The organism is Apilactobacillus quenuiae, assembly GCF_002994005.1.
Lineage (GTDB): Bacteria > Bacillota > Bacilli > Lactobacillales > Lactobacillaceae > Apilactobacillus > Apilactobacillus quenuiae.
In genome coordinates, this window is record NZ_POSN01000002.1 from 190,979 (window position 1) to 216,152 (window position 25,174).

At 30.5% G+C, this 25,174-nt stretch carries 25 protein-coding genes and 1 pseudogene; 4 read left to right on the forward strand and 22 right to left on the reverse strand.

Annotated features, from left to right (window positions below; genetic code table 11):
* Window position 1: 1 nt before the first annotated feature.
* Genes C7N44_RS03370 through C7N44_RS08135 form a run of 3 tightly spaced genes read right to left on the reverse strand, consistent with a single transcriptional unit; the run spans window position 2 to window position 1,603 of the window.
* Complete coding sequence (locus tag C7N44_RS03370; protein WP_105956490.1) at window positions 2-553, reverse strand: sugar O-acetyltransferase; 552 nt, start codon at window positions 551-553, stop codon at window positions 2-4.
* 51 nt (window positions 554-604) lie between these two features.
* Window positions 605-1,420: a ribonuclease H family protein gene (locus C7N44_RS03375; RefSeq protein ID WP_105956491.1), complete on the reverse strand. Its 816-nt coding sequence runs from the start codon at window positions 1,418-1,420 to the stop codon at window positions 605-607.
* A gap of 60 nt (window positions 1,421-1,480) precedes the next feature.
* Entirely contained in the window at window positions 1,481-1,603 is a 123-nt protein-coding gene (locus C7N44_RS08135) for a hypothetical protein (protein WP_263851150.1), read from the reverse strand.
* A gap of 164 nt (window positions 1,604-1,767) precedes the next feature.
* Between C7N44_RS08135 and thiD the strand changes: the two genes are divergently transcribed.
* Window positions 1,768-2,565: a bifunctional hydroxymethylpyrimidine kinase/phosphomethylpyrimidine kinase gene (thiD, locus tag C7N44_RS03380; RefSeq protein WP_105956492.1), complete on the forward strand. Its 798-nt coding sequence runs from the start codon at window positions 1,768-1,770 to the stop codon at window positions 2,563-2,565.
* Window positions 2,566-2,611: 46 nt separating this feature from the next.
* Here the strand turns inward: thiD and C7N44_RS08060 are convergent, their stop codons facing one another.
* The 7 genes and pseudogenes from C7N44_RS08060 to C7N44_RS03410 form a co-directional block, all read right to left on the reverse strand.
* Window positions 2,612-2,788, reverse strand: a complete 177-nt coding sequence (locus tag C7N44_RS08060) for a hypothetical protein (protein WP_167387282.1) — start codon at window positions 2,786-2,788, stop codon at window positions 2,612-2,614.
* Between the two features lie 2 nt (window positions 2,789-2,790).
* A complete protein-coding gene (locus C7N44_RS03385) occupies window positions 2,791-3,492 on the reverse strand; it encodes an NAD(P)H-dependent oxidoreductase (protein WP_105956493.1) in 702 nt (233 codons plus the stop codon).
* A gap of 158 nt (window positions 3,493-3,650) precedes the next feature.
* Window positions 3,651-5,430 (reverse strand): annotated as a pseudogene (locus C7N44_RS03390) (ABC transporter substrate-binding protein).
* A gap of 75 nt (window positions 5,431-5,505) precedes the next feature.
* The gene (locus C7N44_RS03395) at window positions 5,506-6,351 is read right to left on the reverse strand and encodes an ABC transporter permease (protein ID WP_105956651.1); all 846 of its coding nucleotides are present in this window, start codon (window positions 6,349-6,351) and stop codon (window positions 5,506-5,508) included.
* Window positions 6,352-6,454: 103 nt separating this feature from the next.
* Complete coding sequence (locus tag C7N44_RS03400; RefSeq protein WP_105956494.1) at window positions 6,455-7,414, reverse strand: ABC transporter permease; 960 nt, start codon at window positions 7,412-7,414, stop codon at window positions 6,455-6,457.
* 7 nt (window positions 7,415-7,421) lie between these two features.
* On the reverse strand, window positions 7,422-8,378 hold the full coding sequence (locus tag C7N44_RS03405) for an ATP-binding cassette domain-containing protein (protein ID WP_105956495.1): 957 nt from the start codon (window positions 8,376-8,378) through the stop codon (window positions 7,422-7,424).
* A gap of 2 nt (window positions 8,379-8,380) precedes the next feature.
* Window positions 8,381-9,388 (reverse strand): ABC transporter ATP-binding protein, encoded by a 1,008-nt coding sequence (locus C7N44_RS03410; protein ID WP_191983094.1) that lies wholly within the window; start codon window positions 9,386-9,388, stop codon window positions 8,381-8,383.
* A 289-nt stretch (window positions 9,389-9,677) separates the two neighbouring features.
* Between C7N44_RS03410 and C7N44_RS03415 the strand changes: the two genes are divergently transcribed.
* On the forward strand, window positions 9,678-9,881 hold the full coding sequence (locus C7N44_RS03415) for a cold-shock protein (RefSeq protein ID WP_105956496.1): 204 nt from the start codon (window positions 9,678-9,680) through the stop codon (window positions 9,879-9,881).
* 61 nt (window positions 9,882-9,942) lie between these two features.
* On the opposite strand, the gene C7N44_RS03420 is transcribed toward C7N44_RS03415, so the two are convergent.
* The gene (locus C7N44_RS03420) at window positions 9,943-10,467 is read right to left on the reverse strand and encodes a TetR/AcrR family transcriptional regulator (RefSeq protein WP_105956497.1); all 525 of its coding nucleotides are present in this window, start codon (window positions 10,465-10,467) and stop codon (window positions 9,943-9,945) included.
* A 179-nt stretch (window positions 10,468-10,646) separates the two neighbouring features.
* Here C7N44_RS03420 and C7N44_RS03425 point away from each other — a divergent pair, with 179 nt between their 5' ends.
* Window positions 10,647-10,886, forward strand: a complete 240-nt coding sequence (locus C7N44_RS03425) for a P8 family protein (RefSeq protein ID WP_105956498.1) — start codon at window positions 10,647-10,649, stop codon at window positions 10,884-10,886.
* Window positions 10,887-10,988: 102 nt separating this feature from the next.
* Here the strand turns inward: C7N44_RS03425 and C7N44_RS03430 are convergent, their stop codons facing one another.
* Window positions 10,989-11,303, reverse strand: a complete 315-nt coding sequence (locus C7N44_RS03430) for a DUF7671 family protein (protein ID WP_105956499.1) — start codon at window positions 11,301-11,303, stop codon at window positions 10,989-10,991.
* A gap of 78 nt (window positions 11,304-11,381) precedes the next feature.
* Here C7N44_RS03430 and C7N44_RS03435 point away from each other — a divergent pair, with 78 nt between their 5' ends.
* Entirely contained in the window at window positions 11,382-12,080 is a 699-nt protein-coding gene (locus C7N44_RS03435) for a DUF6198 family protein (RefSeq protein ID WP_105956500.1), read from the forward strand.
* A 17-nt stretch (window positions 12,081-12,097) separates the two neighbouring features.
* Here C7N44_RS03435 and C7N44_RS03440 read toward each other — a convergent pair whose 3' ends face one another.
* From C7N44_RS03440 to galE, 10 genes are all read right to left on the reverse strand, one after another.
* Complete coding sequence (locus C7N44_RS03440; protein ID WP_105956501.1) at window positions 12,098-13,819, reverse strand: glycosyltransferase family protein; 1,722 nt, start codon at window positions 13,817-13,819, stop codon at window positions 12,098-12,100.
* A 102-nt stretch (window positions 13,820-13,921) separates the two neighbouring features.
* Window positions 13,922-14,863: a DMT family transporter gene (locus C7N44_RS03445; RefSeq protein WP_105956502.1), complete on the reverse strand. Its 942-nt coding sequence runs from the start codon at window positions 14,861-14,863 to the stop codon at window positions 13,922-13,924.
* A 137-nt stretch (window positions 14,864-15,000) separates the two neighbouring features.
* The gene (locus C7N44_RS03450) at window positions 15,001-15,939 is read right to left on the reverse strand and encodes a DMT family transporter (RefSeq protein WP_105956503.1); all 939 of its coding nucleotides are present in this window, start codon (window positions 15,937-15,939) and stop codon (window positions 15,001-15,003) included.
* A 29-nt stretch (window positions 15,940-15,968) separates the two neighbouring features.
* Entirely contained in the window at window positions 15,969-17,366 is a 1,398-nt protein-coding gene (locus C7N44_RS03455; protein WP_105956504.1) for an APC family permease, read from the reverse strand.
* A gap of 297 nt (window positions 17,367-17,663) precedes the next feature.
* Entirely contained in the window at window positions 17,664-18,593 is a 930-nt protein-coding gene (locus C7N44_RS03460; RefSeq protein ID WP_105956505.1) for a YczE/YyaS/YitT family protein, read from the reverse strand.
* A gap of 144 nt (window positions 18,594-18,737) precedes the next feature.
* Complete coding sequence (locus tag C7N44_RS03465; protein ID WP_105956506.1) at window positions 18,738-21,446, reverse strand: MMPL family transporter; 2,709 nt, start codon at window positions 21,444-21,446, stop codon at window positions 18,738-18,740.
* Between the two features lie 11 nt (window positions 21,447-21,457).
* The gene (locus C7N44_RS03470; RefSeq protein WP_105956507.1) at window positions 21,458-22,075 is read right to left on the reverse strand and encodes a TetR/AcrR family transcriptional regulator; all 618 of its coding nucleotides are present in this window, start codon (window positions 22,073-22,075) and stop codon (window positions 21,458-21,460) included.
* Window positions 22,076-22,159: 84 nt separating this feature from the next.
* On the reverse strand, window positions 22,160-23,065 hold the full coding sequence (locus C7N44_RS03475) for a DMT family transporter (protein WP_225362932.1): 906 nt from the start codon (window positions 23,063-23,065) through the stop codon (window positions 22,160-22,162).
* Window positions 23,066-23,169: 104 nt separating this feature from the next.
* Window positions 23,170-24,081 (reverse strand): aldo/keto reductase, encoded by a 912-nt coding sequence (locus tag C7N44_RS03480; RefSeq protein ID WP_105956509.1) that lies wholly within the window; start codon window positions 24,079-24,081, stop codon window positions 23,170-23,172.
* 89 nt (window positions 24,082-24,170) lie between these two features.
* Window positions 24,171-25,160 carry a UDP-glucose 4-epimerase GalE gene (gene galE / locus C7N44_RS03485; protein WP_105956510.1) on the reverse strand — a complete coding sequence of 330 codons (990 nt, stop codon included), beginning with the start codon at window positions 25,158-25,160 and terminating at the stop codon, window positions 24,171-24,173.
* Window positions 25,161-25,174 lie beyond the last annotated feature (14 nt).

Below are 25,174 nucleotides of genomic sequence, written 5' to 3' on the forward strand. Positions count from 1 at the left end.
TTTATTTTACTGTTTTGATTACGCGTGCGGGATTTCCTACTAAAACAACATTATCACCAAAAGATTTTGTAACAACCGATCCAGCACCAACAACAACATTTTCACCTAGCGTAACACCTGGTAATACCGTAACATGGCCACCAAACCAACAATTATTGCCAATTGTTATTGGTTTTCCAGATTCAACATCCGCTTTTCTTTGGTCTGGATCAATAGGATGAACTGGCGTATACAATCCAACATCTGGACCAAAATAACAATTATCACCAATTGTTATTGGACAAGTATCCAGTAATGTTAAATGATAATTTCCATAAAATGAATCTCCAATATGAATATTATATCCATAATCAAATTCTAGTCCATCTTCAATCCAAAGATTCTTTCCACAACTACCTAATAATTGAGAAACAAGAGAATTTTGTTTTCCATTATCATCAAGTTTAGAAATCATTTTTAATTGTTTACGAATAAAACGGCGACGGGCTTGTAGTTCTTCGTCAAATTGTTCATAAGATTCACCATCAGTCATCTTTTGTCGTTCAGTTTTCATTAAAGGTCCCACTTTCATGTATTTAAAATTAATTATATCACAATAATAAAATTAACTAAAAAATCCCATTTGTTTCAAATTGTTTTCTATATTATTAACTGATTTTTCTTTATCAATATAATTGTCTGTATTTTTCATTTTATTTTTACTTTTTATAGTATCTGAAGTTTTATTTTCATTTAGCTGTTTTAAATTCATTTTTTTGCCATTCTCTAAATCATCCATTGTTTTATTTAGCAAATGGTCCACAAAATTATTGCCTTCATCATTAGAATGACCTTTCGTCCAATAAAAATGAATATTGGGAAACTTAGATAATAAGCTATCTAGTTCAATAAACTCAGTTTTATTTTTAATAACTTCACCATTACTTTTACGCCAACCACGCTTTTTCCATCCATATATCCATTTATTATTAATAGCATTTAATACATATTTAGAATCTAAAATAGCGTCAATATTACAATTATTTAAATCTTTTTTGTTCAAATAATCTAATGCATTTACTAGTCCTAAAACTTCCATTTTATTGTTAGTGGCACCAAACTCACCAGCAGAATTAGAATATTTTTGACCATTATTATTAATTAAATATGCCCAAGCTGCTGAATCATTACTTTTTACATGTTGACCTAATTTATTACCATGATTTCTGGAACCACCATCGGTATAAATAATGATTTCACTAATTTTATTAGGTCTCTTAGAATCATTGGGTTTTATAAATAATTGCGCTTTTTCTTTAGTAGAAAAACTTTTAAACTGTGCACCTGAAAAACCGCTTACTTGCTTTTGAGTTTCTGCCCAAGAGTTATAAATGCCTGGTTTTCTACCCTTTTTAACCGCATAGTATTTTTTCTTAGCCATCTTTAATTTCTCCTTATATATACAAAAAAAGACTCAGTCAAATACTGAGTCTCTAAAAATTTATTTAGCAGGTGATGACTTCAAGAATTTTCTTAAGTCAGCTACTTCTTTTTGTTTTTTATTACGTTTGCTGGTGTTAATTGGACGACGTCCTTGTACACCATTTGGATGACAAGCTCTCATTTCAATTACTCCTTTATCTAAAAACTTAACTCATGTCATTATAATACAATAACGACATTTAACGCAAATTAGTCTTAATCAAATATTATTATATATATAATGATTGAATTTATCAAGTTTATGTTAGAATGTTATTAATTTAAATATCAAGGGTGTGTTTATTTATGGTAAATGAATTTCCGCAAGCTTTAACAATCGCAGGTTCAGACAGTGATGGTAGTGCTGGAATGCAAGCTGATTTGCATACTTTCTTTGTAAGAAAAACTTATGGAACATCGGTAATAACTGCTTGTGTTGCTGGTAATTCTTATGGAATTCATGACAGTGTGATAATGCCTGAACACTTTATTAACCAAGAATTTAAAGACTTAGCTGATGACTTTAAAATTAAAGCAGCTAAGACTGGCATGTTAGATGATACTAACATGATTAATATTGTTGTTGATAATTATAAAAAATACGATTTTGGTCCACTAATTGTTGATCCTGTAATTGTTACCAAACATGGCAACATGCTATTAAAACCGGATGCTTTGGAAACCTTGAAAGAAAGATTGCTTCCATTAGCAACTGTAGTTACACCCAACTTCTACGAAGCTGAAAAATTAACTAATAAAAAAATTAAATCAGATGAAGATATAAAACAAGCAGCCAAAGAACTAATAAAAATGGGTGCCAAAAATGTCATTATTAAAGGAAAACATATTGCTGGTGAAACTGATAAAGTGAGAGACTATGTATTATTAGAATCTGGTAAATACTTTTGGATTGATGGTCCATTTTATGATACTACTCATAAAAATGGCACTGGTGATTCTTTGTCAGCAGCAATTACTGCTGAAATTGCTAAAGGCACAGATATTGAACAAGCAATTCGCATTGCTGATGAATATGTAGATCGAGCTATCAAAAATGGTATTGAAATTGGACATAAATTTGGTCCAATTAATCATTGGTCATAAATAAAAATGGTAGATAAAAAGCCAATCATAAAGATTGGCTTTTTATCTACCATTTATCTGGACTCCAAGTTCTTCCATCTAATTCATCTTGTGCTTGCTGTAATCTTTTTGATTGCTCAGCAGCTAACGATTTAGTTCCCTCTAAAATAGAAAGTAGTTTGAAACTGGTTTCACCTTTTTTTAAATTATTAACTTCTTGATTTAACCAAGCATTTTCTTCCATTATTAGTCTTCCTCTTTCTTAATCATGTCTAATTCCCATTTAATTTCATCAAGACGGTCGTAATTATCTTGTAGATAATCAATAATGATATCTAATTTTGCTTGTTTTTCTGAACTTAAATTATTTCTTAATTGCTTTAATTGTGATAAATACCAGCGTTGTTTGCTACCAAAGCCATTAATATCTTCGTTAGTTAGATAATTACGATAATCCACCAATAGTTTACTCTTTTCATCATCAGTCATATATGCAAATTGGTCAACCGTAAAAGGTTTTATAAATTTCATTCCTGCTTTGAAAGCTAAAGCTTGATATGGCTTTAATATTTCATTAATACTAAAGCCCTCACTACCACCAACAGTATAGTTTTTTAACGGTTCTCCTAAAGTGGTAATGATGCCTAATTCTTTATCCTTTAATTTTCCATCTTCATTAGCATAAGTAAAACTTCTAGTGAAAATATCGTCTTCATACTTTTTTAATAATGCTGGCGAACTATACCAATACATAGGAAACTGAAATAGAATTCGATCATATTTAACTAATCGTTTTTGTTCTTCATCTACATCAAATTCATAATTGTTTTCTAAATGGTCAAGAACTAGCCAATCAACCTCCTCAATGTCATTTTGACATTGATTTAAAAATGATTCAGTCATTGAATTATCATATTCAGGATGTGAAACGATTACTAATGTTTTCATATATTATTATGTCTCCTTAATTTGCTTGTGTTAATAATTCTAAATGATTTAATTAAAAAATAACACTCCTAAGCGTTAACTTAAGAGTGTTATCTTGTTTTTATAGGGAATAAGTATATATAAATTGGGGGATTTATAAAACTCTTTTACCTATTTAATTATTCTGTATCAGAACTTGTAAGTGATAGCTTGCTCCAAAATTCATTAACAGTTGGCGTAGAATCATATCCTTTAACACGTTTATTTACTGGTTTCCAGGACATTGACATAGCAACAGGAACATACGCTGCCTGTTCTTGCATGTAAGTTTGCCAATCTTTAAATTGCTTTGTACGATATGAATCGTTCCATGCTTTACTATTGTTCATATTACTCATAAATTCAGTATTCTTTTTAGTTACAAAATGGGATGAATTAAATGGAGAAGATTTACCATATAAACCTGTTGGTGTAGGTTCTGATGCAACTGAAAATCCACCATCATAAACATCCACTTGATTTTGTTTAGGTTTTAAAGTAATTGCAATTAGCTTATTACCATCCATAGGACGTCCAGTGGCATAATTAACATTCAAACCAATTTTACGCCATTGTTGTAGATAATAATTGTCTTGTGCTTCAGAAGCAGGAGTTCCTGTACTAGTACCATAATTAATAGTTAATGGTTTCCCATTTGGTTGAATACGCCACTTACCTTTTTTCTTGTATCCAGCTTCATCTAACAATTTGTTAGCTTTAGCTAAGTTTAAAGTGTAACGAGGCGATTTAGCATTATAGTAATTTTTATAATATGGAGAAATTAATGAGTTAGGTTGCCATGCTAATCCATTATTAAATTTCTTTCTTAAAGCGCCAATGTCTAATGCATACATCATAGCTTGTCTTAATTTAAGATTAGACATTTTAGCATTTTTATCCATCACATTAGTTTGGGTTTTAGTGTCCATATGTCCTAAATTAAAGGAAAGGAAGTCGTAACCAGTTCCTACTGTTCCTACTGTGGCATAGTCTTTTAACGATTTAACTTTAGGATATTCTGAACTAACACCACCACTAACTGAAAAGTCAAATTGTTTATCTTTCAATGAACTATAAAAATTATTAGGGTTTACTACTTGAATAGTAATATGTTTAATTTGTGCTTTTTTACCATAGTAATATTTATTTGGAACCCAAGAAGTAGATTCACCAGTAACTTGTTTGCTTAATTTATATGGTCCTACAAAAATTGGATCTTTACGAACTTGTTTTGAAGCTCCTAATTTATCAATTGGAACATCTTTTAAATATTCATATGGTTCAACTGACTGCCACATAAATGAATTCCCACCAAACTTCAAAGCAGGGGCAAATTTATTGTATTGAATTTTAACAACATTACCTTTTTCACCTTTTGGCATAGTAATACCTGAAATAGTTTTGGCTTTACCTGTATGGAAAGCTTCCATTCCGTTAATTGCTGTCCAATCATCTGAATATTGTTGAGATGTGGACTTAGGAGATGCGATAATTTCATAAGCATATTCAACATCCTTAGCAATAACAGGTGATCCATTAGACCACTTAGCATCCTTATGAATATTGATAGTAGCAGTCTTAGATTTCTTATCCAATTTTAAGTTTGCTAATCCTCCATTTATTATCTGTGTTAAATAGAGAGATTGTTCCTGGAGAATAAACATCTGCATCCTCAGTTGTTGTTTCCAATGATGATAGCGAAACACCCGTGAATGGTGAAGAACTATATTCGGCAACTTTCAGGGTTCCATTATTATATGTAGAAGAACTCTTCGCTTTATTATTATAAGATGCATCCATTTTTACAGATGGTTTATAACCCGACTTAACTTCTGAATTATCACTATTTGAACAAGCGGCAAGCGCAACTGCAGATACCATAGTAATACCGGCAGCTAGCCATTTTTTATATCCTTTCATAATAAAAACCTCCATAATATAAAATAAGAACATCAAATTATAATAAAAATATCACCACCTTTAAATGTTTAAATATTATTTAGTACTTCTTCTTTGCGTAGCATTGGTTGCTCTTCTTAATACAGCTCCAATATAACTAATTGCTAAACATAAAACGATAATTTCAATTGTTGCTGGTAACCATGTCCACCAATAAGTTGTAATGTTATCTGCATCATTAGCATTAGCAATTAATGTTCCTAATGATGGTGTGCCCATTGGTAAACCAAAACCTAAATATGAAAGTCCAGTTTCAACTCCAATATTTTCAGCAAATGAAATCGTTGTATCTACAATAATTAATGATGAGACATTGGGCATGATTTGCTTAAAAATTATTTTTAATGTACTAGTTCCAGATGCTCTTGAAGCTTGCACATAATCTTTATTTGATTCTGATAAGGTTTGAGCTCGAATTAGCCTAGATGTTCCCATCCAATAAAACATTGAAAGAATCAAGGTTAAACTAATTGCATTATAACTAGGAATAATATTGACAATTTCAATGATGATCATGAAAGAAGGAATAATCATCATAAAATCATAAACTCTTTGCATTGCTAAATCGGTAATCCCACCAAAATAACCTGATATTAAGCCATAAGCAATTCCTACTGAAGAAGATATAGCTGTTAAACCAATCGCAATTAAAATAGAATTTCTAGAACCTACTATTAATTGTTTAGCTATTGATCTTCCACCAGCATCCGCCCCTAACCAGAAATCGGGGGTAAATGGTTTGGCAAAGTAATTCATAATATTAGTCGACATCATATTAGATGTATTAATAAAGAATGATGCAATAATTACATATAGAATAAATAAAGAAACTAATATTAATGAAATCATCGCCATTTTGTCTGACTTAAATTCGTTAAACATCAACTTAAAAGATGAAGGGGTAGAATTAGCTTTCGCTTCTGCTTCTAATTTTTTTAAATTTATATCTTTCGATTCAACTTCTTGCAAATTAAGGCACTCCTCTCTATTCAACTCTAATTCTTGGATCGATTATACTTAAAGCTATATCTGATAATAATGTCCCTAATAAACTAAGGAATCCATATAATAATACTAAAGCTGTCATTACTGTGTAATCTCTAAAATTAACAGCATTTAAGAATAATAGTCCCATCCCTGGATAAGAAAAGATTTGTTCTGTAAATAGTGATCCACCAAGTAATCCAGTAATTGAATAACCAGCGAATGCTGCAATTGGTAGCATTGCATTTCTCATAATATGGTGTTTGTAAATATTATTCATTGAAACACCTTTTGCTTGAGCAGTTTTTACATAATTAGAATTCTTAGCATCAATAACACCTGATCTTAAATATTGAGTAATACTTGAAGTAGCAAACAATGCCCCCAAAGTTGCCGGTAAAATCATGTGATAAAATTTTGAAAGTAATACTGGGAAGAAACCTGTTGCATTAGGAGCAACCGAACCACTAGTTGGAAAAATATTTAATCCATATCCAAAAATCCAACAACCAATAACCAAAACTACAAAGAATGGAACAGACATCGTTGCATATGAATAAATTCTAACCAATGCATCTTGAAGTTTACCTTCATGACGGCCAGCATATAATCCCATTGGCAATCCAATTGCATAAGTCATAATCATAGTGAGTAATGCTAACCAAAAGGTATTAATTGCTCTTGAACCAATAATTGCTGTAACTGGTTCTTGATATTCATAACTGTTACCTAAGTCTCCGTGTAATAAATGAACAACCCAATGCCAATATTGTTGATACCATGGATCATACAATCCATTTATTTTCATTAAATGATGAATTTGTCCCATTGATGCTTTAGGATTTATTGATCCAGTAAAGGGATCTCCTGGTAACTGCTTTGATAAAATAAAAACTAAAACACTCAAAATAATTAGTTCTGGAATCATAATCAACAGTCTTCTAAGAATGGTTTTCCACATGTAAAATTCATCCTTTCTTCATGTTTTTAGGAATAGCTGCTAAATGTGTATCTGTAATTTGAATTAATGGTAATGCTTCTCCATTTTCGTCATAAAATTTATCCTTATTCTGTTCATAATATTTTTCAACTTCTAAACGATTTTTATGATGTTCTTCACGTTTATTTACATCTGCTTCAGGAATTGAAGCTAATAATCTCTTAGTATATATATGTAAGGGATGCTCATAAATATCTTCTCTCGTTCCTATTTCAACAATCCTACCTCTGTTCATAATCGCAATATGATTACACATATGCTTAACCACACCTAAATCATGAGATATAAATAAATAGGAAATATCAAATTCTTTTTGAATCTTTTTCATAAAATTAAGGACCTGAGCCTGAACTGATAAATCTAAGGCCGATACTGGTTCATCAGCAACAATTAGTTTGGGATTAGTTGCAACAGCTCTTGCAACTCCAATTCTTTGTCTCTGCCCTCCGGAAAATTGATGAGGATATTTATATAATGAATCTGGTCCTAAACCTACAATTTCTAATAACTTAAGCACCTTAATTTTTTCTTCTTCATTGTTAAGATGCTCAAAATTTCTTAATGGTTCCGCAATGATATCAAAAATTCTTTTTTCAGGATTTAAGCTCAATTCTGGATCTTGAAAAATCATTTGAACATCATGATTGTAATTCATTTTCTTACGAGCAGACTTCTTAGTAACATCAGAATCCATAAATGAAATATGTCCTTTAGTTGCATCTTGGAGACCAACAATTGCTTTTCCGGTAGTTGATTTCCCTGATCCTGATTCACCAATCAATCCATAAGTATCACCTTTTCTAATGGTTAAAGAAACCCCATCAACCGCTTTTACCTTATCAATAATGCGATTCCAAAAACCACCACGAACTGGAAAATGAACTCTTAAATTTTTTACTTTCAATAAAATTGGACTATCTTTCATACTTAAACTGCACTCCCATCTTTATCTGGAAAATAAAAATTTTTATAACATGTACAACGAACCCAATGACCTGAATCCAATTCGTGCATTTTAGGATGTTCTTCATGCTCACTCATAGGAACCCAAGGAATTCTTGGTGCAAATAAGTCTCCATCAGTAGGCATCTTTTTTAATGATGGAACACTACCTTCAATTACATATAAATGATCATCAATCGTACTATTTTGTGGCATTGATCTAAGTAGTGATCTGGTATATGGATGCTTAGGATTATTAAAAACTTGTTTAACATCACCCAATTCGACAATCTGGCCTGCATACATAACGGCTACTCGATCAGCTGTTTCAGCAACAACCCCCAAATCATGAGTAATTAAAATAATTCCGCAATGATTTTCTGATTGAATTTTTTTCAATAAATCTAAAATTTGTGCTTGAATCGTTACATCCAAAGCTGTTGTAGGTTCATCAGCTATTATTAGGTCTGGTTCACAAGCAATTGCCATTGCAATAACGACTCTTTGTCTCATTCCACCAGATAATTGATGTGGAAATTCATGAGCAATTAAATCAGGTTTATCAATACCAACCTTGTTTAGTAAATAAAGAACTCGTTTATGTCTTTCACCACTTGTCTCATTAGTATGATATAGCAATGATTCAGCAACCTGTTCTTCAATTCTTTTAAGTGGATCCAAAGCAGATAAAGGATCTTGAAAAATCATCCCAATTTTTATTCCGCGATATGTATTAAGTTCTTTTTCATCCATCTGAATCAAGTCTTTTTTGTTAAAATATATTTTCCCGCTTACTTTAGCTTCTTCTGGATTTAGTAAACCCATAATTGTTTCAGCAAGTGTAGATTTGCCACAACCAGATTCTCCAACAATTGATAGAATCTCATCTCTGTTAATATTTAAATTAATATTTTTAATTGCAGAATAGAATTTTCCGTCCATTTTGAATGACGTATTTACGTTCTCAATTGATAATAATCTGTCTTTAAAAATATCCAAATAGATAACCCCCTAGTAATTTTATTAATTTGTTGTTAATCATTCTCATCTTTTTCTAATTTTTTGTCAATGGAATTTTAATATTTTTTCATAATAAAATTCATTTTAAAATTTGTTTGACAATAAATGATCTATAGGGTATATTATTAACTAATGTGTTACAGAGGTTCGAGTTTCTAAGGTTACTTGTTTTATAGTTTTATGAAATAACTTCCTTGATTCAGGCTTTATGATACATTGGAATTTAAGCACGTCTAGTGCGATTTTATGGAGGTTTCATATTATGAAACAAGGTACAGTTAAATGGTTCAACGCTGATAAGGGTTACGGTTTCATCACTACTGATGATGGTGACGTATTCGTTCACTTCTCAGCTATCAACAAAGAAGGTTTCAAGACTTTAGATGAAGGCGAAAAGGTTACATTGGACGTTGAAGAAGGCGACCGTGGCCCACAAGCTGCTAACGTTACTCCTGTTGAAGGTTAATGTTTAGATAAAAAATAAAAAAGAGTTCTTAGATTAATCTAAGAACTCTTTTTTTATTTAATTAATTAATTTTAAAATGCATATACTTGGAAACAAAAATAACCAATGATTGAACCGGTTCAGACATTCCATCTTCAGTCCATGTAATTATAATTTCTGTTAATCCTCCTGCTATCAAGGATACTAGCATTTTTGAAGATTCTTCCCTAGTTTCTAAAACGTCTTCATCGATTAAATCAGATATATAATATTTTAGCCTTTCAAGTAAGATCATTGAAAGTTTATTATTAATAATCATTTCCATCATATCTTGATCTTCTTTTACAATTTCAAAGAAAATAGTCGCAATGTCAGATAAATTATGTGAATGACTAGATGCTAATCTTTGAACGAAAGTTGTAAATGAACTATCAAAACGATAAATAATAATATCTTTTTTGTTATGAAAATTACGATAATAGGTCATTCGTGAAACATCAGCTTGAGAACAGATGTCTTTCACATTAATCTCATCAAATGGCGTCGTTTTAAGTAATTCAAACATTCCATTAACAATTTTATTCTTTGTTGCAAACTTATCTCTCATCACTTTTGCCTCACTTTATTATATTTAAAAATATATACGAAATTATTAATAAATGCAAGCCATCACAAATGAAGTATTAATTCATTTATTTTTTATGATAATTTTGAGTATATATGTTCACATACTAGTTCAATAGAACTATAATAGGAATTGAGCTAAATTTTAAGGAGGAATTAATTATGGCAGAAACTGCAGAAGAAAAAGTAGAAGAAAGAGAACGTGTATTAGATACACCTATGAATAAAGAATTTGACTGGGCTAATAAAGACGATAAAACACCAGTTAGAGATGCTCTTTGGGATCACTACATGGAAGCTGATGGCAGAGATACAATGAAGACTGAAGCTAAGATGCACCCATACTTGGACATGTCAAACGACGAAGTCGCTGCAAATGCCGAAAAGTTACTAAAGAACTAGTTTCTTTATCTAATTAATTTTTTCGACGCTTTAACTACAAAGCTCAACTTATTTTTAAGCTCAACTTGGCAATAAAACGCCAATAAAAAAGACTTGATGGTTTTATTCATCAAGTCTTTTTTTAGCTTCATCTAAAATATCATTTGAAATATACTCACTAGTAAATCTTTGTAAAGGTGTAAAATTATGCCGCCTATTAAATTTAACTGGATAAGTGGCAATCACTGCTATCATCATATTATTCTCGGTTAAAAAAATTTGACCCAATGACTTATAATTACCCTTTGTATGCTTGCCGGTTCGCCAATCATGTAGCTTAAAATCGTTATGATTATCTTTTTTTATTACATAATTACCGGAAGCATCACTATCAATAGGTACTCCTTTATATCTTGTTACTTTATATTTACCCTTCATTTAATCATCCTTTATAATTTTTTATAAAAACTATCTTTTATTGTGATAGTATAGAATTTAGTTAAACAATATTAGGAGATGTTAATTATTAGTTCTGTTAATACGTTAAGAACAAGAATTTTTGCTTTAATTTTTGGATTAATTCTCAATGCATTTGGAAACTCATTAACTATTATATCAGCAAGTGGTTCAGGTATTTGGACTGCATCAGCTGTTAATATGAATGAAATCTTTGGAATTGAAGTTGGAACTTTAATCTTCATTTTAGGAGTCATTAATGCTGTTACTAATCAAATATTAATTGGCAGAATTGATGTTTTTCGTTTCATTGAAGAAATTATATTTATTACCTGTTTTAGTTATTTTATAAATATTTTTACTAGTATTTTTAGAGCATGGGGGTGGGCTGATACTTCTATTTGGATTAGAATTCCAATGGCATTAATAGGAGTTATCTGTTTTTGTACCGCCATTTCATTATATCAAAGAGCAAATATATTTATGCACCCAAATGATGATACTTCTAATATTCTACGCTTTAAGTTTTTAAAAGGTAGTGCCATTAAATCTCAGTTACTAGATATGACTCCACCAATTATAATTATTATACTTTGTGCAATTAAGTTGGGCCACGTAGATTCAATTGGTATTGGAACTATTTTTTCCGTAGCATGCAATGGGATATTAATTGAAGCAGCTGATAAATGGGTATTTCCAAAACTTAAGCATAATAAGAACATTAATCAAGAAATTGAAGAACGTAATAGTAAAAAATAAATTATAAAAAGGCGCTTTTATAGCGCCTTTTTTAATTTATATGAATATTTAAAAATTGTATATAAGATTAATATTACCCAACTAATAGCAGTAATCCAAAGCATCATAATTAATAATTTAGATCCATGATAATAAAGTTCCAAATGATTATACCCTAATCTAGGCTTAACAATTACACTACCAATATTGGTCAAAGATACATTATTTATATGTTTCCCATTTAAAATAATATTACTATCTTTATATTTTAAAATAGGTAATTGTATATTATTATTATTATTACTGTTCCAAGTTAAAATTAGATGTCCGTATCTATTCACATATTTTTTAACATTGCCAGAATAATCAACTATTTGTTCAGTATAACTACCATATGGATGGTAGTTAAAATAATTAAAGGGTGTCACTTCATATTGAACCGGTAAGTAATCAGGAGTACTTTTAGTCAAATACTTCAATACCTTACCTGTATCTTTATCAGACAAACTTTTTCTAATACTATTAGTATCATAAGTATGATAATGCAGGTTATAATTATTTTGCACTACTTCTGGTGAAAAATAATCTTTAACTCCTCGCTGAACAGACTTTGCAGCATTCAATGATATTAAAATAACAATTACAAATAGACTTAAATATTTTAAATAATTAAGTATTTTATTTTTGAAAGAATCATTAATCATAATGCCAAAACAAATGATTAAAAGAACAAATGTAATTACAGTGAATCGACGAGGCATCTGAATTAAATAGGAAATACTTGGAAATTTATCGTCTAAAAATTGCCATGGAAAAAATGTCGATGAAATCCAAAAAAACGAAATTCCTGTAATAAAAATAATACGACGATATGTAGAAATTTTTTTCCAATTAGATGCAAAATAAATAGTAGTTAAAATTAATATTAGTGAATAAATAGATGGCAAAACAAATACATTTTTACCAAAAAATGAAATTGAATCAGCATGCATATCTAGTTGTGGTGCAACTGGAAGCGCGTGATTTGTAAAATCAATTTGAATCATGCCATACCAAACATTGGCAGTTAAGCAAAGCGTAATTAAAACTGAATAAATAAAATTAAGCAACATAGCTTTTCGATTATCAGTTTCTAAGTAGCCAAAAATGAAAAATGGTATCAGTGCAAGTGCACCAATCAAGCTAGTCATAATATGTGTTTGCAACATAAAGGTCATAGGTAACGCCAGACGCAAAAGGTTAATTTTTTTATAATCAACCATATCGAATCCAGCATTTAATAGCCAGGGTAGAATTGCAGCTGCTAGACCAGTAAATTGATTTCCAATTACCCATCCCATTACAACATAAGATAACATATAAATAATTGCTACAATTAAAGAATAAATCTTTCTAATTCTTGTTCGTATAGATAAATGATACATTAATGATCCACCAAGAACCATCACTGACAATGATGACAAAATTTGAAATCTTACCCAATTACCAGCAATTATTAAAAGTAAACCATTAAAATATGCAGCTAATGGACCATATAGTGCGTTAATGATTCTTCCTGATTGTTGGTATCCATAAATAGATAAGAAGTAACTAAAATGGCCTGTTTTTATCTGCATTGCTGCTTCATAAAAACGATTCATATGAAAAATTGAATCAACACCCAAAATATAAGAGCCCGTCACAATTTGTGGAAGTAGAATTAAGATTGCAACTAGTGTTATCAGTAAATAAGGCCATAATATTTTTATTGCTTTTTTCATAAACAATAACTTCCTCAATCTTTAAAATTAAAAAATAATATATTAATAATATAACATAAAAAAAGTTGTACCCGAAAAATTTCAGATACAACTTAAATTAATCTATTCTTCGCTATGCTTATCAATTGTTAATTTACGATGTGAATTTTGTAGAACAAAGATTGCTAAAATTACTAATAAAGCCCCAATAATTTTAATTATATTAATTCCTGTATTAAAGAAAATAATACTTAAAATAAATGTAACTACTGGTTGAGTAGCATCAACCAAACTAACCACTTCTGAGGGCGCAAAATTTAATGAATGTAATAAGATTATAAAAGGCAAAATTGTCCCAAGTAATATTATTGCACCAACACCTAAAACAATACCAGTAGTTAAATGCGGAGCATTAATCCATAAAGGTTGTCTAATATTAAAAATAATTCCAGCAATTAAAGTTCCCCATCCTAAAATGACCATTGGCGAACTAGTCTTAACGATTGGTCTGGGTAAAACTACATATAAAGCAGCAGTAACACCAGAAAAGATTCCCCAAATTAATGATTCCATTGAAATAGATAATTTACTAAAGTCACCTTGAGTTAAAGATAAGACAATTCCAGAAATTGCAATTACGAAAACTATTACATCAATTGGTAATGGCTTTCTTTTTTGGAAAATCATCGAGCCTAATAAAATAAATAGCGGCGACAAATATTGTAAAATAGTTGAAGCATCGGCATTACCAGTTTGTACACTCATAAAGAATGTGTATAAATTAGCTCCAATTCCAAACACTCCATAAGCAACAATACATAAAAATGATTTAAATGAGCCAAATACATTAAATATATGTCCTTTATAAACAATTGCAGAAATAATTAGCAAAATTATTCCAGCAATCATAGTTCTAGTAGATAAAAACCAATTTGCTTCCAATTTTTCTTGTTGTGAAACAAATTGAAGTACAGTTCCAGAAACACCCCAAAGAGCAGATGCAATAAATGCCCAAAATATCCCCTTTAAAACGTTTGTTTCCAAAACACCTTTTTCATTATTCATAATTACACCTCAATAAATATATGTATAAAACGTGTCATTAACTATTTTTATAAAATAAATCGTACATTAAATACATTATCATATTTATATTAAATAAACCATTAAAAAAAGGCCATCCTTTGAATGGCCTTTCAAAACTATCTAATATCAGGAGCTTTTTTAGCACGTTTTTGATGTGATCTTTGTAAGAAGTAAATAGATACAATAATGATAACTGCACCTAATGCTTCAAAGAAACTTGGGACTTGTTTAAATACGATGATACTTAGAATAATTGTAACAACTGGTTCAACAGCATCAACAATACTTGAAACTTCAGATGGTGCAAATTTCAAACTATATAGAACTGACGAGAAAGCAAAAATAGTCCCAATTAAAATAACTCCACCAATACCAAAAACAATACCAGGATTAATCTTTGGAGCATCAGTCCAGAATGGATGGTAAAGGTTAAAACCAATTCCAGCAATTAAAGTCCCCCATCCTAAAACAACAAATGGTGAATTGTTTTGAGTTAAAGGCTTAGGAACTGAATAATAAATAGCTGCTGAAACAGCTGAAAACAAACCAAATACTACCGCAATCATTGGTACAGATAGTTCGCTAAAACTACCTTTAGTAATAATCATGAATACCCCAACTAAAGCAAATAAGAATGAAATAATATCAGCCTTAAGTGGTTTCTTGTGTAAAAATATTAATCCATATAAAACAATGAATACCGGAGCTAAATACTGCAGAATAGTTGCAGTAGAAGCATTACCCTCTTGAATACTTACATAGAATGTTGACATATTAACAGCTAAACCAAAAATAGCATATATAAATAATCTAATAATCGATTCTTTTGATTTAAATACATCAAAAATATGTTTTCCAACAAATGATGCACCGATAATCAATAATAGGATTCCAGCAAATAACGTTCTTACTGAAATAAACCAAGTTGTTGGAACAGCTTCATTTTGTGCAACGAATTGCATAATAACACCTGAAATACCCCAAAGGGTCGAAGCCATTGATGACCAGAAAATACCTTTTACAACATTTTCTGACGTTTTATGTTGTTTTTCCATTTTCAAAACTCCCAAATTATATTTATAATTTATTTTTCATTATTAGTACGACTATGCTTAATACCATATCCAAAGTAAATTACTAACCCAATTATAAACCATACAATCGCTGTTAACCATGTGTCTAATGACAATTGAGTCAATAAGTAGATACATGCTAAAGCAGATACGACTGGCAAAATTGGATAAAATGGTACTTTAAAGCCATTTTTATTATTAATATCTTGTCTTTTCCTAAGTGGAATAATTCCAATTGACATGAAAGTAAAAGCGATTAGCGTTCCAATATTAACTAAGCTAGCTAATTTGTCTAATGAAACTAAGCCACCCATGAAAGCAATAATAATAGTAACAAAGATAATGCTACGCTTAGGAACATTATTTTTCTTATTAATTTTGCTTAATTTTTGCGGCAATAATCCATCCCTACCAATAGAGTATATTAAACGAGAACTACTATAAATCATATTAATCATCATAGTAAACATTCCAGCTAAAGCACCCATTGATATTAAAATGCCTAATTTATCTAAATGAATAACTTGTAATGCATAAGTAACTGGATCAGATACATTTAAATCTGTATAAGGAACAATTCCTGTCAAAACAATTGAAACTAGTATATATAAAACTGTACAGATTAATAATGTCCCAATAATTCCAATTGGCATCGTTCTTTCTGGTTTCTGAACTTCCCCAGCTGAAGAAGCAATTACATCAAAACCTAGATAAGCAAAAAATACTAAAGATGCGCCTTTAAAAATACCATGAATACCAAATGGTAAAAATGGATTCCAATTACCTGGTTTAACAAAAATTAAACCTGCAACTACAAATATAATAATAATAGCAATTTTTACTAATACCATAATATCATTTAATTTTGCAGATGATTTAACATTATTAGTCAAAATCCATGAGATGAATACAACAATTAAAATAGCAATTATATCAACGTATGTACCTTTATGTGGATTATAGTTTGCAGAAATTGCTTTTGGAATCACAATTCCAAAATTTCGTAAAAACGACTGTAAATATGCTGACCAACCAGCTGAAACAGTGGCAACCGATAACATATATTCAAGAATCAATCCCCAACCTATTACCCAACCAGTTAGTTCACCAAAAATAACATTACCAAATGAGTAAGCACTACCAGCAATTGGCAATGCTGAAGAAAATTCTGCATAACACATTGCACAAAGTGAACATACAATAGTTGCTAAAACAAAAGAAAGTATAATTCCTGGACCAGCTGTAGTCGCAGCAACTGTCCCTGGTAAAATAAAAATTCCAGTTCCAATAACTGCTCCAATACCCATCATTATTAAATCTTTTGTACCAATAGTTCTCTTTAAATTTTCATCTCGATCAATGAATTTAGATAATGATGTCTTACGATTCACCTTTGAAAGTAAACTCATAAAATCCCCCCATCTTAATAAACAAATAAAAATCGCACCAGTTATTTCTAACTGGTGCGATAAAAAAGCACCAGAAAGAATAACTGTTACCAGCTATTTTTCTAGTGCTCGAAGTTTGAATCATAACGAAATAATTTCTTCTGCGTACTATACTTAACAGCTAGTAATGTTAAAGAAGAAATTATTATTATCTCGTTTCATAGTCTCAAGTCTACAAACAATCGTCATGATTAAACCTCCTAATATTCGTTTATTTATTATAGTTATTCTAACCAATATATTATTAAAATGCAAGAATTATTTATTATTATGTCTCTGCTTTCTATTATCTAGTTCTTCTTTTAATGAATCTAGTCTTTTTTGCAAAATTATAGAAACCTGCTCATTTTTTCTAATATTATCATTAGTTCGATTAATTAATTCTTCAATCTCTGCTTCAGAATATCCAGACATATTTTTTTGCATAGTATAGGTGTTTTGATAAGCATGTAGCACAATATTGTAACCATTTTTACCTAATTCTAATAATCCACCCGATACATTATGTATGCTAGGTCTTTCGCTAAAATGATCAATATGAATCATGATTCTACGACTAACTGTATTATTCCAAAAGTTAATTAATGATCCCGCAAAAAATGCAGTAAATAGAGTCATAATTCCAAATGGTCCAGCAAAACATATAGCAACTATCATTATCACTATATCTTGAGCACTTCTAACAATTTGATATTTTACATGAATCTTATCAGATATAATTGGTGCAATTGCATCATATGGAGAAACCCCTAGTTTAGTAGACATATAAAGTGAAGTGCCTAATGTAAACAAAGCAATTCCAACAACTGCATCAACAATCATCATTGGGATACTAAGATTTCCATGAAATAAATATTGGTATAATCCCGAGAAATAATCAATTTCATATCCAACTAATAACATGTTAAATATCGTCCCAATACCAATTTGTTTTCTATCGAAAATTAGTACAAAAATAAATAGAATAAAATTAACTATTAGTTGCAAAACACCCAGTGACATACCTAACTTATTAGATATTCCTGTATTCATTGCAGTAAAGGGATCCATCCCAATATGTCCTTCTAATAAAAATGTAGCACCAACAGAGATTAGCATTATTCCTATCAATGAACAGATTGATTTTAATATAATATCTAAAGGCTTATTAATAACACTTTTAGAATTATCATATGGTACATTATCCATTTTTAATTACCCTCTTATAGCTTTGCTATAATTTAATTATATAACTGTTTAATAATAAAATAAAAAAATTGAATTTTTAATCCACTATAACAAAAAATCTCTACACCGATATCTATCAGTGTAGAGGTTTTCATTTATATAAAACTATTTTGAATGTTTAGCTTCATGTTTTTTTGATTTATTATCATAAGTTAATTTAATTAAGCTTGGTAATAACATTGGAATAATAATAACTAGAATAATCAATCCAACGATAACACCAATTGCAACTTGAATTAATGTTAATACGCCTGATGGCATTAATGCAGCAAAAGTACCACCTAAAATAATTGCAGCTGAAATTACAACTGTTCCAATTACAGCAGATGCATGAATAATTTGCTTAGATGCAGTACTATCAACATTACCAAATTCTCTATATTTCATCATTAGGAAAATACTGTAGTCAACACCCAAAGCAATTAACATAACAAATGTAAAGAATGGTGTGTTCCAAGTTAGCATATTTTGACCTAATAATGATGAACTAATTAACTTAGTAATACTTAGAGAAGTTACATAAGCAATTAATAGTGTACCAAGAATGTAGAATGGTTGAAGAATTGATCTAGTAATAATCAGTAAAGCAATCATAATTCCAACTACCATGATAACAGCAGTTCTAATAAAGTCTGAACTAGCAATATGTCTAGTATCAGAAGTTGAAGCAGTTTGGCCACCGATTGCGACAGTTGTGTGTGCTAAATCAGTACCACTTAAATTATTTTGAACTTTAGTTTGTAAGTTATCAATTTCATTCATCGCTGCTTCAGAACTTGGATCCTTATCTAAAACAACAGTAATCTTAGCAATTTTCTTATCTTGTGATAAGTAAGATTTTACAGAATTTTTGAATGTATCACTCTTCAACACAGTTTCTGGAATATTAAATGAATCTGAAGCCTTGGAATCAGATAAAGTCTTTAAGTAATCATTAGCAGAGCCAATACCTTTGTTAACCTTATTCATTCCCTGAGCAGCTTTAGCTAGCTTTTGTTGAGTTTCTTTCAATTGAGCTACAACAGACTTAGTATTATTACCAATGTTTTGAGTATTAGCAGCAATAGCTTGTAATTGACTCTTTAATCCAGCCATTACGTTTTGTTGTTGAGAATTAATCCCTTGTAATGTTGCTCCTACAATTTGCATTTGTTGAGCGCTAAGTGGTTGTTTAGCAGCAGTCATCTTTTGTTGCAATGATTGCAATATTTGTTGACCAGACATACTACTACTTTGACCAGATGAAGCATTAATGGTATTCAAAGAGCTAGCAATACTTTTAACTGAACTACCAATGTCACTTAATGGTGTTGTATCAAAGTTAGAATTAGTAGTTCCCTTTTGAATAGTATTTAATCCTGATATAGCAGTCTTCATCTTACCAGTTAATGTGTCTAATTGATCATTAACATATAATTGTTCAATTGGCATCCCACTTGGTTGAGTGACTGAAGCAACAGTTTTAATGCCTTCTTGTTTACTCAATTGAGTAGTTAAACGATCTAATTCATTTAATGATTTTTCATTATCTAAACGTTTATTAGCTTTAATATAGATAGTTGAAGGTTCTGCAGTTCCTTTGGAAAAGTGCTTTTGTACAACCTGAAATCCTTTTTTAGCAGGAACATTATCATGCAATTCCACACTATTATCGTAATTTAATTTATTATGGTATGAAGCCATGAATGGAACAGTAGCAATCAATACCAAAATAATTGCCGGAATTGACCATTTAACTGATTTACTGGATAAGAATCTCCAGAATTTGTTTTCACCTTCGCCATCAAAATTCTTAGATGGCCAGAACATCCCTTTACCCATTACAGACATAAAGAATGGGTTCAACGTAGTTAGAACTAATAGTAGTACAGCTACTCCAACGGCTACTCCAACAGCAGATTGATAAATGGAGAATTTAGCTAATGCTAATACAGCAAATCCAATCAATACTGATGAACCAGAATAAAGGATTGTTTTGCCGGCAACTTTTCTAGCATCAATAGCAGCAGTAACCTTATCCTTACCCCGACTCAATTCTTCTTTAAACTGATTATATAAAAGAATATTGTAGTCAGTACCAATTCCGAATAGTACAACCACCATAAATACTCTAGTAAAGTTAGACAATGGGAATCCATAATATTGAACTAAATTCATTACAATACTTAGTGAAACAATGAATGAAACCCCTACTGTTAATAATGAAACTAGTGGGACAATTGGTGATCTAAATACGATAATTAGCACAATCAAAATAAAGATTGCAGCAATTACTTCAGTTTTTTGAATCCCTTGCTCAGTAGATACTCTAAAATCATCATTTAGGATATCTCCACCAGTTACATATGTATTTATGCCACCAGTTTTAACAACATCTTTCAACTGATCATTCACACTTTGAATAGAACGATCTTTAGTAACATTTAGTTGGACCAGTTCCGTAGTTTTATCTTTAGAGATTAATTGTTCTTTAGTTGCATCATTATCATATGGTGCAGTAATACCTTTAATCCCATAATTCTTTTTATTATCACGCAATTTATTAATTGTATAATTAATTTTTTGTTGTGAATTATTATCAATCTTCTTGTTGCCATTGTTAAATACAATAACTGTATCCATTGTATTACCAATGCCATGTCCCCATTTTTCTTGAATCTTTTGAGCAACTTGACTTTGAGAACTTGATGGAATTTTAGTTTGTCCTTTCTGGGCAACTAAAGAAGACATATTAGGTAGGAAAACAATACTTAGAATTACTACAACAATCCAAGCAATTAGACTACCTGTATACTTTTTAACAAATTTAGGCATTACTCTACCTCCTATTTCTTATTGACTTTGATTAAATCATTCGGTGCAATATATTGTGAAGCAATAATAATTTTAGCTAAATTATTAGGACTTTCTGGATAATCCTTACTAATCCAATAAACAACAATGTTCATTAAGTGATTTAACATAATTTCTTTCACATAATCTTTTGGAATTTCATCAGTAAGTGTAACTTTTCCATCAAATTGTGAAAAAGAATCATCTGTTACATCACTAAATATTCTTTTTATTCGACCAAATAAGTAAGGATCACCATTTTCACTTAGTAGAGCCGATAATAATTTTGAATTGTCATAAAAGTAATTTAAAGTCTTAATAACAATATCAGATGGCGTACTAATACTTTCATCTGATTTAGTGAAACTTTTTAATTCTTCTGGCATTAGATTATTTAAAACATCTTTAATATCACTAAGTAATTTATCCTCAATTTTATTAAGCAAATCAAATTTATCTAAATAATGGATATAAAATGTTCCTCTACCAATGCTAGCTTCTCTGGTTAAATCGGTAACATTAATATTGTTAAATCCTTTATTATTAATTAATTTAACTAATGCATGTATAATTGCAGATTTAGTATGAACAGTACGTTTATCTCGCTTCAAACAATCACACCTCCTAACTTATAATAAATTTATAATACAAAGACAATTATAATAAAAATACACAATAAGTCAACACGGTGTTCATCATTTTTTTGAACCGATCGCTAGTATAAATACTGTGCTTAATATTAATATCCCACCAATAACTTCATATCCATTAAATGATGTGTTTAAAAATATGATTGCACCTAAAGTAGCAGATAAGGGTTCAAATGTATCTAACATTCCTGCAACTGTGGGTGAAATAAATTTTAGACTATTAATGAAGCAAAGAAATGATGCCATGGTACCAAAAAACACAATGAATAAAACACCAAGCAATGTCCCTAAAGTAAATTTAGGTACTTCTACCCAAAATGGATGAATAATTGTAAATAATAATCCACCTACTATCATTGCCCAGCCAACAACCATTAAAGAACTAAATTTCTTTAATAAATTAACAGGCAACATCGTTTGAATTGCACCTGCTAAAGCTAATAATAATCCTGTAGTTAAAGCGGGTGTAGATATCGATAGTTGCGTTAAATTTCCTCTTGTAACCAATAACCAAGTTCCAATTAAAGCTACAATAATTGCACTAACCTCAAATTTGTTAGGTAATTTATGATAAAAAATAGCAGTAAAGATAACAATTAATACTGTTCCCAAGCTTTGTAAAATCGTAGCTGTACCGGCATTGCTCAAATTTACAGTTACTAAATATAAATACTGAACAGCAGCTAGTCCAAAAATCGCATACATAATAAACACAAATATATTTTTTGGCCTTTGCCATAACTGCATTAAATGTTCTTTTCGATAAAATTTTGAGAAAATTAAAATAAAAATTCCTGAAATTCCCATTTTAATGCCCATCAACCATTCAGGTGATAAATGATTATCTTGAAATAAGAATTGTGAAACCGGGCCTTGAATCCCCCATAATAAAGCTCCAATAATTGCCAGAATAGATCCTAAAAGATGACTTCTAGTTTTATTATTATTCAATATGTAAACTCCTAACTTTAAAATTAAATACATTCATAATTATAATGCAAAAATAAAAGTGTTGTAACATAAATTACAACACTTTTATCTAATCTTTTATATAATTAATCTTTATAATTCTTAGGAGAATCGTCCCACTTATCAACGGCATCTACAACTTGGCCTTCTGAATTATGCCAACCAAAGTCGTCATACCATAGACTACGTTTTGCTTTATCGATAGCATCAATCGTCTTAATATCATCGTCAGATAGTTTGAAATCAAAAATATCTGAATTTTGAATAATTCTTTCTTCATGTGATGATTTAGGAATGGTAACAATTCCTTTTTGCCAATCCCAACGAATAATTACTTGAGCAACGGATTTACTGTATTTATCAGCAATTTTCTTAATTTCAGGATTTGATAACGCTTCACCACCACCAAGTGGAGACCATGCTTCAAGTTGAATACCAGCATGATTATTGAATTCAACAATCCCTTTTTCTTGGTTAATTGGGTTAAATTCCATTTGGTTAACAGCAGGAACAATATTAGTATTATCTAGCAAATTTTGTAATCTTTCATTATCAAAGTTAGAAACACCGATTGCTCTTACTTTTCCGTCATGATATAACTTTTCCATTGCGCGCCAAGTATCAATGTACTTGCCATCTACTGGCCAGTGGATTAAGTATAAATCAATATAAGTTAAATCTAAACGTTCTAGAGTACCATTTACAGCATCTAAAGTACTTTGGTAACCTTGGTCACCATTAAATAGTTTAGTAGTAATAAATAAATCTTTACGATTCATGCCAGTAGCAGCAAGGCCTTCTTTGATTCCTTCACCAACACCAGTTTCATTACCATATTGTTTTGCAGTATCAATCAAGTGGTAACCCTTAATGATACCTTCTTTAACTGATTCTTTAGCACTTGTATTATCTGTTTTCCAAACACCAAGTCCCAAACGTGGCATTTTAACACCATTATTTAGGGTTGTTGTTTCTTCAAGTCCTTCTAATCTGTTCATAAAATTCAACCTCCCTATTAATCATCAAATAATATGATAAAGGTAAAAATTACTGATTGCAATCATCTTGAATACATTATAATCAAATCTTAATTTTCATACCCCTTGGGATGAGTTTGTTCCCATTTCCATGCACTAGCAATAATATCTTTAACATTATCATGCTTAGGCGTCCAACCAAGAACATCTCTGGCTTTAGTGGAATCTGCAACTAATGTGCTAGGATCACCAGCTCTTCTAGGCGCATCTTCAGCTGGAATATCTTTGCCAGTCACTGTACGAGCAGTTTCAAGCATTTGACGATTAGAAAAACCAGTTGATGAGCCAAGATTAAACACTTGTGAATCACCACCACTTAATAGACGCTTCATTGCTAAAATGTGGGCATCTGCTAAATCTAATACGTGAACATAGTCACGGACATTAGTCCCATCTGTCGTAGGATAATCATTTCCAAAAATCTCTAATTTTTCGCGTAATCCTTGTGCTACCTGTAGAATAATGGGAATTAAGTGGGTTTCTGGATGATGATCTTCGCCAATTGATCCATCCATCTTAGCACCACCAACATTAAAGTAACGCAATGCCGTAAATTTAATATTATAAGCAACATCAGCCCAATGCATCATTTTTTCCATCATTAACTTACTTTCACCATAAGGATTAGTAGGTTCTTTAGCATCGTTTTCTTTAATTGGAATTTGTTTAGGTTCTCCGTAAACAGCTGCTGTTGATGAAAAGACAATATTTTTAACGTTATGCTTATTCATAATCTCTAATAAATTAATCATGCCATAAACATTATTGTCAAAATATTTCATTGGCTTTTTCATGGACTCTGGAACAATCGAATTAGCGGCAAAATGAATAACCCCATCGATTGATTCTTTTTCAAAAACCTCGTTTAAAAAATTGGTATCACGAATATCACCATTATAAAAATGAGCTTTCTTATTAATGCTTGCTTTATGTCCAGTTGCTAAATTATCAACAACGACTACCTTAAAATCGTTTTCAATCAATCTATCGACTGTATGGGAGCCAATGTATCCAGCTCCCCCCGGTACTAAAATTGCCATTATAATATCTCCTA

What these genes read in the sequence shown, in the direction of transcription:
- C7N44_RS03430 (WP_105956499.1), bottom strand. Translation starts at nt 11,303, where the DNA reads ATGAAGGGTAAATATAAAGTAACAAGATATAAAGGAGTACCTATTGAT.
- C7N44_RS03385 (WP_105956493.1), bottom strand. Translation starts at nt 3,492, where the DNA reads ATGAAAACATTAGTAATCGTTTCACATCCTGAATATGATAATTCAATG.
- C7N44_RS03460 (WP_105956505.1), bottom strand. Translation starts at nt 18,593, where the DNA reads ATGGATAATGTACCATATGATAATTCTAAAAGTGTTATTAATAAGCCT.
- C7N44_RS03440 (WP_105956501.1), bottom strand. Translation starts at nt 13,819, where the DNA reads ATGAAAAAAGCAATAAAAATATTATGGCCTTATTTACTGATAACACTA.
- C7N44_RS03405 (WP_105956495.1), bottom strand. Translation starts at nt 8,378, where the DNA reads ATGAAAGATAGTCCAATTTTATTGAAAGTAAAAAATTTAAGAGTTCAT.
- galE (WP_105956510.1), bottom strand. Translation starts at nt 25,160, where the DNA reads ATGGCAATTTTAGTACCGGGGGGAGCTGGATACATTGGCTCCCATACA.
- C7N44_RS08135 (WP_263851150.1), bottom strand. Translation starts at nt 1,603, where the DNA reads ATGAGAGCTTGTCATCCAAATGGTGTACAAGGACGTCGTCCAATTAAC.
- C7N44_RS03415 (WP_105956496.1), top strand. Translation starts at nt 9,678, where the DNA reads ATGAAACAAGGTACAGTTAAATGGTTCAACGCTGATAAGGGTTACGGT.
- C7N44_RS03420 (WP_105956497.1), bottom strand. Translation starts at nt 10,467, where the DNA reads ATGAGAGATAAGTTTGCAACAAAGAATAAAATTGTTAATGGAATGTTT.
- C7N44_RS03465 (WP_105956506.1), bottom strand. Translation starts at nt 21,446, where the DNA reads ATGCCTAAATTTGTTAAAAAGTATACAGGTAGTCTAATTGCTTGGATT.
- C7N44_RS03480 (WP_105956509.1), bottom strand. Translation starts at nt 24,081, where the DNA reads ATGAACAGATTAGAAGGACTTGAAGAAACAACAACCCTAAATAATGGT.
- C7N44_RS03450 (WP_105956503.1), bottom strand. Translation starts at nt 15,939, where the DNA reads ATGGAAAAACAACATAAAACGTCAGAAAATGTTGTAAAAGGTATTTTC.
- thiD (WP_105956492.1), top strand. Translation starts at nt 1,768, where the DNA reads ATGGTAAATGAATTTCCGCAAGCTTTAACAATCGCAGGTTCAGACAGT.
- C7N44_RS03400 (WP_105956494.1), bottom strand. Translation starts at nt 7,414, where the DNA reads ATGTGGAAAACCATTCTTAGAAGACTGTTGATTATGATTCCAGAACTA.
- C7N44_RS03445 (WP_105956502.1), bottom strand. Translation starts at nt 14,863, where the DNA reads ATGAATAATGAAAAAGGTGTTTTGGAAACAAACGTTTTAAAGGGGATA.
- C7N44_RS08060 (WP_167387282.1), bottom strand. Translation starts at nt 2,788, where the DNA reads ATGGAAGAAAATGCTTGGTTAAATCAAGAAGTTAATAATTTAAAAAAA.
- C7N44_RS03455 (WP_105956504.1), bottom strand. Translation starts at nt 17,366, where the DNA reads ATGAGTTTACTTTCAAAGGTGAATCGTAAGACATCATTATCTAAATTC.
- C7N44_RS03395 (WP_105956651.1), bottom strand. Translation starts at nt 6,351, where the DNA reads ATGTTTAACGAATTTAAGTCAGACAAAATGGCGATGATTTCATTAATA.
- C7N44_RS03425 (WP_105956498.1), top strand. Translation starts at nt 10,647, where the DNA reads ATGGCAGAAACTGCAGAAGAAAAAGTAGAAGAAAGAGAACGTGTATTA.
- C7N44_RS03435 (WP_105956500.1), top strand. Translation starts at nt 11,382, where the DNA reads ATGTTAATTATTAGTTCTGTTAATACGTTAAGAACAAGAATTTTTGCT.
- C7N44_RS03370 (WP_105956490.1), bottom strand. Translation starts at nt 553, where the DNA reads ATGAAAACTGAACGACAAAAGATGACTGATGGTGAATCTTATGAACAA.
- C7N44_RS03375 (WP_105956491.1), bottom strand. Translation starts at nt 1,420, where the DNA reads ATGGCTAAGAAAAAATACTATGCGGTTAAAAAGGGTAGAAAACCAGGC.